Below are 13,529 nucleotides of genomic sequence, written 5' to 3' on the forward strand. Positions count from 1 at the left end.
AGGAGAGGATAAATATGTTCGTATCATATCGTTGGTTACAAGAGTATGTAGATATTAAAGATGTAACAGCACAAGAACTAGCAGACAAAATCACGAAAAGTGGTATTGAAGTAGAAGGTGTTGAAGTATTAAATAAAGGTGTAAAAGGTGTTGTAGTTGGTCACGTATTAGAATGTGAAAAACACCCAGAAGCTGATAAATTAAGCAAATGCTTAATCGATATCGGTGAAGAAGAGCCGGTTCAAATTATTTGTGGAGCTGCTAACATTGCAAAAGGTTTAAAAGTACCAGTTGCAAAAGTTGGCGCTGTACTTCCTGGTAACTTCAAAATTAAAAAAGCAAAACTACGCGGGGAAGCTTCTCACGGTATGGTTTGTGCTCTTCAAGAGCTTGGTATTGATGGGAAATTCGTTGCGAAAGAATATGCAGATGGTATCTTCATCTTCCCAAGTGATGCTGAAGTTGGTGCAGATGCACTTGAAATTTTAAATTTACATGATGAAGTACTTGAGCTTGGTTTAACACCAAACCGTGCAGATTGCTTAAACATGTTAGGTGTTGCATATGAAGTAGCTGCTATTTACGGCCGTGAAGTAAAACTTCCAGCTATCGACTTACAAGAAACAGAAGAAAAAACTTCTGATTACATTTCTGTAAGTGTAGAAGCGAAAGAAGAAAACCCATTATATATTGCAAAAATGGTGAAGAGCGTAAAGATTGGTCCATCACCAATGTGGATGCAAACGCGCCTTATGGCAGCTGGCATTCGTCCAATTAGCAACGTTGTTGATATTACAAACTACATTTTAATGGAATACGGTCAACCGTTACATGCATTCGATTACGATAAATTAGGTTCAAAAGAAATCGTTGTTCGTCTTGCAAAAGAAGGCGAAAAGATTCAAACATTAGATGCTCAAGAACGTACGTTACAAAGCCACCACCTTGTTATTACAAACGGTGAAAAAGCGTTAGCTGTTGCTGGTGTAATGGGCGGAGCGGATTCTGAAGTTGATAGCGAGACAGTAAACGTTCTAATTGAGTCTGCATACTTTGCAGGTCAAACAGTGCGTCGTACATCAAAAGACTTAGGTCTTCGTAGCGAATCAAGTGCACGTTTTGAAAAAGGAATCGACCCAACACGTACATTTGAAGCAATTCAGCATGCAGCTGCTTTAATGGCAAAATACGCTGGTGGAGAAGCACTTGAAGGTGTAGTAGAAGCTGATAACTTACAAGTACAAGAACGTACAGTATCTGTTACAGCTGAAAAAGTAAACCGTGTATTAGGTACAGATATTTCTGCGAGTGAAATGGGTACAATGTTCACAAACTTAAAATTCCCATTCACAGAAGTAGAAGGAACATTCCATGTAAATGTACCAGCACGTCGTCCTGACATTACAATTTCAGAAGACTTAGTAGAAGAAGTAGGTCGTCTGTATGGTTATGATCACATTCCAGTTACATTACCATCTGGAACAATGACACGTGGTAAATTAACATCAGCACAAACGAAACGTCGTAAAGTACGCCGCTTCCTAGAAGGTGCTGGTTTATATGAAGCAATCACATATTCATTAACAAGCGCTGACAAAGCGAAACAATATATGGTTGAGCCGAACGAAAAAGCTCCTGTCAATCTTGCGCTTCCAATGAGCGAAGAGCGTAGCCAACTTCGTTTAAGCTTAGTGCCACAATTGTTAGAAGCAGTTTCATACAATGTTGCACGTAAAAACGACAGCGTTGCATTATATGAAGTAGGTTCTATCTTCTTACCAACAGAAGCAGGAGAACTTCCGAAAGAAGAACAACATCTTGCAGGTGTTATGACAGGTCTTGCTCTTCACCATGCATGGCAAGGTGAGAAGAAAGTTGTAGACTTCTTCGTTGTTAAAGGTGTATTAGAAGGATTATTCGACGTACTTGGCGTGGCAAATCAAATCACTTATGCACCAGCAAAACGTGAAGGTATGCACCCAGGCCGTACAGCTGACATCGTATTAGATGGTGAAGCAATCGGATTCATCGGTCAATTGCACCCGGAAACAGAAAAACAATTAGATGTGAAAAATACATTCGTATTCGAATTATCTCTTGCAAAAGTATTCGGTGCAGACGCTGAGGGAACTTACTACTCAGCAATTCCACGTTTCCCATCTATGACACGTGATATGGCTGTTGTAGTAACAACAGAAACAAAAGCTGGTGAAATGAAGCAAGTCATTGCTGAAGCTGGCGGAGAACTTCTGAAAGACGTAGCACTATTCGACTTATACGAAGGTGAAAAAATGGAAGAAGGCAAGAAATCACTTGCATTCTCTATGAACTACTTCGATGCAGAACGTACATTAACAGACGAAGAAGTAACAGAAGCACATAACCGTGTATTAACAGCGGTAGAAGAGAAATTTGGTGCGGAGTTACGTAAGTAATAAAAAATTGCCGGATTAAGTCCGGCAATTTTTTTTATGGCACGATTGTCGGAAAATGTCGGTAAGTCGATATATTATAAAAATCGCTGATATATTTTCTGGCATCTTGCATCTTTCTCTCGAATGTAGTACATTAATTTTAGTTTAACAAAACGAAAGACGATGATAAGGAAAAGTAGTATATACTATAATCCAAAGCGAGTCAGGGACGGTGAGAGCCTGATGAGGCGGTATATGTGAAGAACACCTTGGAGTTGCTAACCGAAATTGAAACTTGTATTCAAGAGTAGACTTAGACGGGAATCCGGCCTGTTACAAACCGGGAAGTATGTATTACATACGAGTTAAAGTTGGTCTTTATGACAAATTGGGTGGTACCGCGAAGTTTAACCTTTCGTCCCTTTATGGATGAAAGGTTTTTTTGTATTTAAATATATGAGTAAAGGAGAATTTTACTATGGAAAACACATTAGTAAAAAGTCTGTATAGAGATACAGATAAATACGCAGATCAAACAGTACAAGTATCGGGTTGGATTCGTAACTTACGTGATTCAAAAGCATTTGGTTTCATCGAATTAAACGACGGTAGCTTCTTCAAAGGTGTTCAAATCGTTTTCGATACAGAATTAGAGAACTTCAAAGAAATTGCAAAGCTTCCACTAAGCTCTTCAGTTAAAGTAGAAGGTAAAGTAATTGCAACGCCTGGAGCGAAGCAACCATTTGAAATTAAAGCAGAAAAAATTGATATCGAGGGCTTATCAGACTCTGATTACCCACTTCAAAAGAAGCGTCATACGTTTGAATACTTACGTACAATCGCTCACTTACGTCCAAGAACAAATGCATTCTCTGCAACGTTCCGTGTGCGTTCTATCGCAGCATTTGCAATTCACCAGTTCTTCCAAGAGCGTGGATTCGTACATGTTCACACACCAATCATCACTGGTAGTGATACAGAAGGTGCAGGCGAAATGTTCCGCGTAACAACGCAAGATTTAAACAACGTACCTAAAGGTGAAGACGGACAAGTTGACGAATCAAAAGACTTCTTCGGTAAAGAAACAAATTTAACAGTAAGTGGACAGCTTAATGCTGAAGCTTATGCGTTAGCATTCCGTGATGTGTACACATTCGGACCTACATTCCGTGCAGAAAACTCAAACACAACTCGCCATGCAGCTGAGTTCTGGATGGTTGAGCCTGAGATTGCATTTGCTGAATTAGGCGATGTAATGGATCTTACAGAAGATATGCTGAAATATGCAATGAAATACGTACTAGAGCATGCACCAGAAGAAATGGACTTCTTCAACAGCTTCGTTGATAAAACAGTTCTAGAGCGCATGAACAACGTAATCAACTCTGACTTCGGTCGCATCACTTATACAGAAGCAATTAAAGTACTTCAAGAATCAGGTGCTGAATTCAAATACCCAGTAGAATGGGGTATTGACTTACAAACAGAGCACGAAAGATACTTATCAGAAGAAATCTTCAAACGCCCTGTATTCGTAACTGACTATCCGAAAGACATTAAAGCATTCTACATGCGTATGAACGAAGATGGTAAAACAGTAGCAGCTACTGACCTTCTAGTTCCTGGCATCGGCGAATTAATCGGCGGAAGTCAACGTGAAGAAAGAATGGACGTTTTAGTAGACAGAATTAAAGAATTAGGTATGAACGAAGAGGACTACTGGTGGTACTTAGAACTTAGAAAATACGGCGGTACAAAACACGCTGGATTCGGTCTAGGTTTCGAGCGCTTCCTAATGTACATTACTGGCATGGCTAACATCCGTGACGTAATTCCATTCCCAAGAACTCCAGGTTCTTCTGAGTTTTAAGATAAAAAAAGCGAGAGCAACTGCTCTCGCTTTTTTTGTTTGGAAAAATGTTGTTCATAGGTTCGTTCATCTCTCACATATAGTAAAACGAATGAAATATTTATGGGCAAGGGAAGGGGTTCTTGTACAATGGGGGAAATTCCAAGTCATACAAAGTGGACATTGCGTGACAAGTATATAGTAATCACTGGTGCCACAAGTGGTATTGGATTAGCGGCAGCTAAGGCATTTGCGGAGCGTGGTGCCAAGCTAGGAATTATTGCACGCAACGAGGCAAAAGCGAATGATGCTATGACTCAAATTAAGGATGTAACGAATGGGAATGTGGTGGTAGATTTATTTCTGGCTGATATGGCTTCCCAACAATCTATACGCCGGGTAGCTACTGATATTTTAGAAAGGTGTCCGAGAATAGATATATTAGTGAATAATGCTGGTACTTTATTTCAAACAAGGCAAATTACGGAGGACGGTTTGGAGATGACCTGGGCAGTAAACCATTTAGGCCCATTCTTACTCACTAATTTGTTGTTGGAGCGTTTAAAAGAAAGTGCTCCTGCTCGTGTCATTACCACCGCATCTCACGGTCACAAAATGGCTAAAAAGGGAATTGATTTCGGTGATCTAGATGCAGAACAACTGTATCGCGGTGTTAAGAAGTTCATGGGCGGTCCTACAATGCGTTATGCGCAAACAAAACTAGCTAACATTTTATTTACCTCTGAATTGGCACAGCGGTTGGAGGGAACGAGTGTTAGTGCTTATAGCTTTGACCCGGGGCTAGTGAATACGAATTTTAACCAGGACAATGGTCTGGTTGCTCGCTTAACTATGGCGGCAATGAAACCTTTCTCTCGTACACCCGAGGAAGGTGCGGAAACTTTAATATGGCTAGCAGAATCAAATGGATTCATTGACCATAGTGGCTGTTACTATGCCGACAAGCAAGTGGGGAAAACATCTGAAGCCGCTTTGGATAAGGATGTCGCAAAACGTCTATGGGACATTAGTGAAAAGCAGACAGGAGGATAAAAGAGTAGCCAGTATATGTTCAGATGGTTATGTTGAATAGTTTTTTACCCTTAAGTAAAAAGTAATCTTGGGGGTGATTGTAATGAGTAAGAAAGTGAAAACAGATCATTCTAGATCAGTCCTAGGTTCTCCAGAGGTGGAAGGACAAGGAACAACAACGCATGAAACCGGTTCTCATAAAGTACCTTCATCAAATAAGAAGCAGAAACGAAGCTAACATAAAAAAGGAGAGTCTTGGCGGCTCTCCTTTTTTTATGTATTACATCTTATTATCATTAATCTCTTTTGTAATTTTATCTACATCTTTGTCTAATCGATCTAAATAGAAAAACCACAGTAAGCTTATGAGCACGTAATAAATGGCCATCACACAAAGACTATCAGATATATTTTCAAATGTGGATTTAGAAGTGAAAAAAGCTCCCCAAATGGTAGAAATAGTGAGGAAAGAAAGCGGGCCTACGAGGTGTACGAAAACATATAATAACTTTTTAACTTTAACAGAGTTCATATGAATTACCTCCTTATTTAAACAATCCTCTTTTTCTAATCATAAATTCAAGTTCCTCACAGAAGTGTTGCAGTTTTGCTGGATTGTGTATTAACAAGCGGGCATCGTGTTTCCCGCTAAATCTTCGAATCCGAAAGTTTAATAAGAAAGATCGGCGATAGCGCTCTATTAAATCGTTGAACACTGGTTGTTCACTTAGTAGCTGAATGTTTTCTCTAATTTCGAACTGTCTTTCGTGTGGATCACCTAGTAAAATATCTAGAATCATTTGTAGAAGTAGTAATAGGAACTCATATGTTTGAAAAATATGGATATTTTAATTATAACAAAAATACACAGGCGATAGTAGAGTGGACTAAAGCGAAACAAAAAACAGGAGTTTGTAGGCTCCTGTTTTTGTCGATACTATTTTAATAAGCGAGACGCCTTCTCTGTATTAGCAAAATGCACTTTCACAAATTCAGGTAGTCTTTCTTTACCGACTTTTTGAATTAATTTAGCAGCGGCAATATCAACTTGTTTACCAGCACCTTTCGGAAGTTGCATACCAGCTTTTTTGCTTAGTTCGTCAAATTGTTTTACGAATGAGTAACGAGCTAAAATGGAAGCGGCGGCTACTGCTAAATGGACACTTTCACCTTTTGTAGCGAAGTAAACATTTTCACGCTGTACCTGTTTTTGTTTCGCTAAATATTTATAGTATGTATCAGGCTGTGCAAATTGGTCGATTAAGATGCCTTCTGGTTTTGTAGGCGCGATTTTTGCCAATAAGTTTGTGATGGCTTTGTTATGCAGTAAAGCTTTTAGTTTACCTTGGTTGTTTCCTTTATCAAATAGCTCGTTATATTTTTCATTATGAAGAACGAGGGAGCTGTAAGGAACAACGTGAAGGAGTTGTTTTGCAATCTCAGCAATTTGAGCATCATTTAAGTTTTTGGAGTCTTTTACACCGAGTTCTTTTAAAAGTGGAATTTGCTTCGCATCGACATATACAGCAACAACTGTCATTGGTCCGAAGTAATCACCAGTACCTACTTCATCGGACCCTAAAATCGACATTGTACCAATAGAAGAAGGTGGTGCATATTGATGCGAATTGGCCGATTTTTTTACAGCGGATTTTGGTGTTTGAGAGACAGTTTGCCAACGAGAAGCCTCTGCTTCAGCACGTCCACCTTGAAACATCACTTTCCCTGATTTATAAGCTGTAATTGTGCAAGATGGAACCTTTGCCATAAAGATACCGCCTTGCGGAATTTTGGGGCTAAGTGCTTGTTTGTATTGTTGTTTCATGTCTTCAATTACTGTAGAACTTGTTTGTATTACGATAGAATTTGACAAAATGGTCGCTCCTTTTTTATGTTGTTATTTTTATCATATCGGATTGTTCTTTCTGTTTCCATATTATGATGGTTCATGGTATGATAAACTTTAGGATTCTGTACGTGATTGGAGGCCGGTGAGTTGTCACAACAAAAGGGAAATAAAAGTCGAATTAATGTAGAAATATATGGCCAACAGTATTCAGTTGTTGGCGATGAAAGTACAAGTCATATCCGCATGGTAGCAGCGATTGTGGATGATAAAATGCGCGAACTCAATGCCAAGAATCCTTCGCTTGATACGAGTAGACTAGCGGTATTGACGGCGGTAAACGTCATACACGATTACATAAAATTAAAAGAAGAACATGAGAAGTTGAAAGAAAGTATGACACAAAAAGGAATGGAATAAACATGATTGATATTATTATCATTTTATTGCTTGTTATGGGATTTTTCCTCGGTTTACGCAGAGGATTTATTTTGCAACTTGTAAAGTTAACAAGCTTTATTATCGCATACCTCGTTGCATACTGGTACTGTAAAGATTTAGCGCCAACGCTTGCGAAATTTATTCCGTATCCATTCGATAAGAATGTATCTGTTCCAGAATGGATAGATGCGAATAATATTGAGGGTGTCTTCTATCAAGCAATTGCGTTTATTGTATTATTTATTATTACAAAAATCGCACTTTCACTACTTGGTAATTTACTGAATATGTTTGCAGAAATCCCAGTTTTAAAGCAAGTCAATGCGGTTGCTGGGGCACTTCTTGGCTTTTTAGAAGTGTATATCATTCTGTTTGTCTTAATTATTGTTGGAACAATTCTTCCAATTGAACAAATACAAACACCATTACAAAAATCATCAATTAGCAAAATAATTGTAGACGATACACCGATTCTTTCTGAAAAGGTGAAGGAACTATGGCAGACAGGTAGCAGAGTGTAACTTCTCTTTTTTCGGAAAGAGAAGTTTTTTTCTATGAAAGAAAGGCGGGGCAATGATGAAAGTGAATAAAAAACAAGTTATCAAATTACTAGAGACAATCGGCCTATTTATGGAACTAAAGGGCGCGAATCCATTTAAAATATCTGCATTCCGTAAAGCGGCGGCAGCACTAGAAAGTGATGACCGTAGTCTTTCTGAAATTGAAGATTTCACAAAGATTCCAGGTATCGGAAAAGGAACAGCAGCAGTTATTCAAGAATATATAGAATCGGGAACATCTGAAGTACTACAAGAACTTGAAAAAGAAGTACCAAGCAGTTTATTACCACTATTAAAACTATCAGGCCTTGGTGGTAAGAAGGTGGCCAAGTTATACAAAGAACTTGGTGTTGTTGATATGGAAACGTTAAAAGCTGTTTGTGAAGAAAATAAAGTACAAGCTTTAGCTGGATTCGGTAAGAAAACAGAAGAGAAAATATTAGAAGCAATTGATCAAGTAGGCTCTCGTCCAGAGCGTTTACCAATTGCGATGGTATTGCCTATTGCCGGGGAAATAGAGGAGAAATTGTCGAATGTTGCTGAAATAATTCGTTTCTCACGCGCTGGTAGTTTACGCCGTGTTCGTGAGACAGTGAAGGACTTAGATTTCATCATTGCAACGACAGAGCCAGCAGTAGTGCGTGAACATTTACTACAATTTGATAATATGATTGAAGTGATTGCAAGTGGAGATACGAAAGTATCTGTTCGTCTTCAATATGAATATGATATTTCAATTGACTTCCGCTTAGTAAAACCAGAAGAATTTATTACAACTCTTCACCATTTCACAGGATCAAAAGACCATAACGTAAAAATGCGCCAAATTGCGAAAGATAGAGGCGAGAAAATTAGTGAATACGGTGTGGAAATCTTAGAGACAGGTGAAGTGAAAACATTCGAAACAGAAGAAGCATTCTTCGCCCACTTTGGCCTTCCATTCATCCCACCAGAAGTGCGTGAAGATGGAAAAGAAATTGAATTAATTAAAGAGTATCCCAACTTAATTCAGTTCTCTGATATACAGGGTGATTTACATATGCATACAACGTGGAGTGACGGTGCTTTTTCAATTGAAGAAATGGTGCAAGCGTGCCGCGCTCGTGGATATAAATTTATGGCAATTACTGATCACTCGCAATACTTGAAAGTAGCAAACGGTTTAACGAAAGAGCGTCTTCGTGAACAAGCGAAAGAAATTGAACGTATGAATGAAAAGTATCCAGACATTACAATTTTGCGCGGGATTGAAATGGACATTTTACCAGATGCGACACTTGATTTTGACGATGAAGTATTAGCAGAACTAGATTATGTCATTGGAGCTATTCACTCTAGCTTCTCACAAGACCGTGAAACGATTATGAAGCGTCTTCGCACTGCACTTGAGAATAAGCATGTCACAATGATTGCCCATCCGACAGGACGTCTTCTTGGGCGCCGTGAGGGTTACGATGTAGATACAGATTTATTAATCCAGCTCGCAAAAGAAACAAATACAGTTTTAGAATTAAATGCAAATCCAAACCGTCTAGATTTAAGCGCGAAATTATTAAAACAAGCACAAGATGCTGGTGTAAAAGTAGCGATTAATACGGATGCCCATACACTTGAAATGTTAGAAGATATGGAAACAGGTGTAGCAGCAGCGCGTAAAGGTTGGATTCAAAAAGATAACGTGATTAACACATGGGATATTGAACGTTTATTAGACTATATTAAACGTAATAAGTAATACAGGGGGGACCTGCAACATGTTAGAACGAACGTTGCGTGTATTAGAATACAATAAAGTAAAAGAACAATTACTTGAACATACAGCATCTTCACTTGGTCGTGATAAAGTGAAGAATTTAGTGCCAAGCACAGATTTTGAAGAAATTGTGGAATTGCAAGAAACAACGGATGAGGCAGCGAAAGTCATCCGTTTAAAAGGACATGTACCACTTGGAGGGATTTCTGATATTCGTGCAAATATTAAGCGTGCGAAAATTGGAAGTATGTTAAGTCCTCATGAATTAATTGAAATCGCAAGTACGATGTACGGTAGTCGCCAAATGAAACGTTTCATTGACGATATGATTGACAACGGTGTTGAGCTTCCAATTTTAGAAACACATGTCGCACAAATTGTGTCTTTATATGATTTAGAAAAGAAGATTACAAATTGTATTGGTGACGGCGGTGAAGTAGTCGATAGCGCAAGTGACAAATTGCGTGGTATTCGTAATCAAATTCGTACTGCGGAAAGCCGTATTCGTGAGAAATTAGAAAACATGACGCGTTCTTCAAACGCGCAAAAAATGTTATCAGATGCAATTGTAACGATTCGTAACGAACGCTACGTAATCCCGGTAAAACAAGAATACCGCGGCGTATATGGTGGTATTGTTCACGATCAATCTGCTTCTGGACAAACATTATTTATCGAACCGCAAGTAATCGTGGAATTAAATAACGCACTTCAAGAAGCACGTGTGAAAGAAAAACAAGAAGTAGAACGCATTTTAATGATGTTAACGGAAGAAGTAGCAGTGGAAGCTGATATCGTTTTATCAAACGTAGAAGTAGTTGCAAATCTTGATTTTATTTTTGCGAAAGCTCTTTATGCGAAGCGAATTAAAGCGACGAAGCCAATCGTAAATAATGAACGCTACATGGATTTAAAACAAGCACGCCATCCGCTTATTGATCCGGAAATTATCGTGCCAAATAACATTATGCTTGGTAAAGACTTTACAACAATCGTTATTACAGGACCGAATACAGGTGGTAAAACAGTTACACTTAAAACAGTCGGTATTTGTGTTTTAATGGCGCAATCTGGTCTTCATATCCCAGTAATGGATGAATCAGAGATATGTGTATTTAAAAACATCTTTGCTGATATCGGTGATGAGCAATCGATTGAACAAAATTTAAGTACATTCTCTTCTCATATGGTAAACATTGTAGATATTTTAGAAAAAGCTGATTTTGAAAGTTTAGTCCTATTTGATGAATTAGGTGCTGGGACAGATCCGCAGGAAGGGGCTGCACTAGCGATTTCTATTTTAGATGAAGTATGTAACCGTGGTGCTCGCGTTGTTGCAACGACGCATTACCCAGAATTAAAAGCATATGGATACAATCGTGAGCAAGTTATTAATGCGAGCGTTGAGTTCGATGTGAATACATTAAGCCCAACGTACAAATTATTAATCGGTGTACCAGGACGTAGTAACGCCTTTGAAATTTCGAAGCGTCTTGGTTTGTCTGATCGCGTTATTGATCGCGCTCGTAACCATATTAGTACAGATACGAACAAAATCGAAAATATGATTGCAAAGCTAGAAGAAAGCCAAAAAAATGCAGAGCGCGAACGAAAAGAAGCGGAAGAGCATCGTAAGCAATCTGAAAAACTTCATCGTGAATTACAACGTCAAATTATTGAATTTAACGATGAGCGCGATGAAAAATTATTAAAAGCGCAAAAAGAAGGGGAAGAAAAAGTCGAAGCTGCAAAGCAAGAAGCAGAAGGCATTATTCAAGAACTTCGTCAATTGCGTAAAGCACAGCTTATAAACGTGAAAGACCATGAGCTTATTGAAGCGAAGAGCCGTCTAGAAGGTACGGCGCCAGAGCTTGTGAAGAAACAAAAAGTAAACGTGAAAAACACAGCGCCGAAACAACAATTACGATCAGGTGATGAAGTAAAAGTGTTAACGTTCGGTCAAAAAGGTCAATTGCTTGAAAAAGTAAGTGATACAGAGTGGAGCGTACAAATTGGTATTCTGAAGATGAAAGTGAAAGAATCCAATATGGAATACATTAATACACCGAAGCAAACTGAGAAAAAAGCAGTCGCAAGTGTGAAGGGTAGAGATTATCACGTGTCGTTAGAGCTAGACCTTCGCGGCGAACGTTATGAAGATGCAATGATGCGCGTTGAAAAATATTTAGACGATGCACAGCTTGCAAGCTATCCTCGTGTATCAATTATTCACGGTAAAGGAACAGGAGCGCTTCGCCAAGGTGTACAAGATTACTTGAAGAAACATCGCGGCGTGAAAACCTACCGCTACGGTGACATGGGCGAGGGAGGCCTAGGCGTAACAGTTGTCGAATTAAAATAGCAAACAACCAAACAAAAGGGGAAACCATTATATGTTTATGGACAAACTTGCAAAAGTATTGTTAGCTTGTTGCGGAATATTTTTGGTAATTGGGGTTATTTATTTAGTTGTTTTTGCGAAGTAAAGGAGCGTCAATCTTGGCATAATGATATTGCCATGGATTGACGCTTTTAATCTATAAGAAAAGGAATAAAACATGAAAATCAACCAATACATAAGCGAAGCAAAATCCTGCTCAAGACGTGAAACAGACCGTCTCATTAAAGCAGGACGTGCCTGTATTAACGGTGAAGTATGTACGCACGGTGCACTCGTTAATGAAGGTGATATTGTAACGATTGATGGGCAAGTTATTGCAAAAGAAGAGAAAGAAAAGGTGTATATTGCCTTCCATAAACCAGTCGGAATTACTTGTACAGCAGCCGAACACATTGAAGGAAACATTATTGATTATATCGATTATCCAGAACGAATCTTTCCTGTTGGACGATTAGATAAAGCATCGGAAGGACTCATCTTATTAACGAATGACGGTGCGATTGCGAATCAAATTTTGCACGGTGATCATGACCATGAGAAAGAATATGTTGTCACTGTTGATAAGCCGTTTACAGATTGGTTTATTGATGAGATGTCCAGCGGTGTAAAGATTAAAGATGGAATGACGAAGCCGTGTAAAGTGACGAGAGTTAATCAGTCTACATTCCGCATCGTTTTAACGCAAGGAATGAATAGGCAAATTCGTAGAATGAGTCGCGCTTTCGGATTTACTGTAACAAAGCTAAAGCGAGTACGCATTATGAATATAGAGCTAAATGAGCTTGAAGCTGGAAAATGGCGAGACATTAGACCTAAGGAATTAGAAATATTAATAGGGCAGTTATAGGGAGGAAAGTTTTCTCCCTATATTTTTTTTGTCAGAAAAAATAAAACTATTGATTTTTTAAAAAATAGCCCATATAATAAAAAACAACAAGTTTCGACAACATATTTTATAAAAGTAATGATGAGGACATGAGTTGTTTTTGACGATTCTCAGAGAGGGAAGCCTTAGGCTGTGAGCTTCCTAATACGGAAAGACAAACTTACCACCTCTAAACTTCAAGAGTGAACTGCAGATGCATTGTAATTCTTGGCGGATAAAACCGTTATCAATTTACACGAGCTATAAAATGAGCTTATTTCGTTATAAATTCATTTTATTAGAATAAGGGTGGAACCACGATTTCAACACTCGTCCCTTTGTTAGGGACGGGTGTTTTTTGCGTTCTT

12 protein-coding genes and 2 other annotated features are annotated in these 13,529 nt (G+C 38.6%); of the genes, 9 read left to right on the forward strand and 3 right to left on the reverse strand.

Going from position 1 to position 13,529, the window contains the following annotated elements:
- The first annotated feature begins 14 nt into the window (after positions 1 to 14).
- From pheT to MR155_RS23185, 4 genes are all read left to right on the forward strand, one after another.
- Positions 15 to 2,435 (forward strand): phenylalanine--tRNA ligase subunit beta, encoded by a 2,421-nt coding sequence (pheT, locus tag MR155_RS23170; protein WP_242311169.1) that lies wholly within the window; start codon positions 15 to 17, stop codon positions 2,433 to 2,435.
- A 153-nt stretch (positions 2,436 to 2,588) separates the two neighbouring features.
- Positions 2,589 to 2,840: a binding site (T-box leader), on the forward strand.
- 52 nt (positions 2,841 to 2,892) lie between these two features.
- Positions 2,893 to 4,284 (forward strand): asparagine--tRNA ligase, encoded by a 1,392-nt coding sequence (asnS, locus tag MR155_RS23175; RefSeq protein WP_002034242.1) that lies wholly within the window; start codon positions 2,893 to 2,895, stop codon positions 4,282 to 4,284.
- A 129-nt stretch (positions 4,285 to 4,413) separates the two neighbouring features.
- Positions 4,414 to 5,316 carry an SDR family oxidoreductase gene (locus tag MR155_RS23180; RefSeq protein WP_242311185.1) on the forward strand — a complete coding sequence of 301 codons (903 nt, stop codon included), beginning with the start codon at positions 4,414 to 4,416 and terminating at the stop codon, positions 5,314 to 5,316.
- 82 nt (positions 5,317 to 5,398) lie between these two features.
- Positions 5,399 to 5,533, forward strand: coding sequence for a YuzL family protein (locus tag MR155_RS23185; RefSeq protein ID WP_002138569.1), 135 nt, complete (start codon positions 5,399 to 5,401; stop codon positions 5,531 to 5,533).
- A gap of 42 nt (positions 5,534 to 5,575) precedes the next feature.
- Here the strand turns inward: MR155_RS23185 and MR155_RS23190 are convergent, their stop codons facing one another.
- From MR155_RS23190 to rnhC, 3 genes are all read right to left on the reverse strand, one after another.
- A complete protein-coding gene (locus tag MR155_RS23190; protein WP_242311170.1) occupies positions 5,576 to 5,827 on the reverse strand; it encodes a hypothetical protein in 252 nt (83 codons plus the stop codon).
- A gap of 13 nt (positions 5,828 to 5,840) precedes the next feature.
- Positions 5,841 to 6,095, reverse strand: coding sequence for a hypothetical protein (locus MR155_RS23195; RefSeq protein ID WP_242311171.1), 255 nt, complete (start codon positions 6,093 to 6,095; stop codon positions 5,841 to 5,843).
- Positions 6,096 to 6,232: 137 nt separating this feature from the next.
- Entirely contained in the window at positions 6,233 to 7,168 is a 936-nt protein-coding gene (gene rnhC / locus MR155_RS23200; RefSeq protein WP_242311172.1) for a ribonuclease HIII, read from the reverse strand.
- 123 nt (positions 7,169 to 7,291) lie between these two features.
- On the opposite strand from rnhC, the gene zapA reads away from it, so the two are divergent.
- From zapA to MR155_RS23225, 5 genes are all read left to right on the forward strand, one after another.
- Positions 7,292 to 7,561: a cell division protein ZapA gene (gene zapA / locus MR155_RS23205; RefSeq protein ID WP_002088902.1), complete on the forward strand. Its 270-nt coding sequence runs from the start codon at positions 7,292 to 7,294 to the stop codon at positions 7,559 to 7,561.
- Between the two features lie 2 nt (positions 7,562 to 7,563).
- Positions 7,564 to 8,103: a CvpA family protein gene (locus MR155_RS23210; RefSeq protein WP_002034246.1), complete on the forward strand. Its 540-nt coding sequence runs from the start codon at positions 7,564 to 7,566 to the stop codon at positions 8,101 to 8,103.
- Between the two features lie 55 nt (positions 8,104 to 8,158).
- Positions 8,159 to 9,877, forward strand: coding sequence for a DNA polymerase/3'-5' exonuclease PolX (gene polX / locus MR155_RS23215; RefSeq protein ID WP_242311173.1), 1,719 nt, complete (start codon positions 8,159 to 8,161; stop codon positions 9,875 to 9,877).
- Between the two features lie 19 nt (positions 9,878 to 9,896).
- Positions 9,897 to 12,257, forward strand: coding sequence for an endonuclease MutS2 (locus MR155_RS23220; protein WP_242311174.1), 2,361 nt, complete (start codon positions 9,897 to 9,899; stop codon positions 12,255 to 12,257).
- A gap of 196 nt (positions 12,258 to 12,453) precedes the next feature.
- Positions 12,454 to 13,143 (forward strand): 23S rRNA pseudouridine(2604) synthase RluF, encoded by a 690-nt coding sequence (locus tag MR155_RS23225; RefSeq protein WP_242311175.1) that lies wholly within the window; start codon positions 12,454 to 12,456, stop codon positions 13,141 to 13,143.
- A 108-nt stretch (positions 13,144 to 13,251) separates the two neighbouring features.
- Positions 13,252 to 13,502: a binding site (T-box leader), on the forward strand.
- Positions 13,503 to 13,529: the final 27 nt, after the last annotated feature.

Origin of the sequence: Bacillus cereus group sp. BfR-BA-01331, assembly GCF_022663915.1 — a bacterium.
GTDB lineage: Bacteria > Bacillota > Bacilli > Bacillales > Bacillaceae_G > Bacillus_A > Bacillus_A mycoides.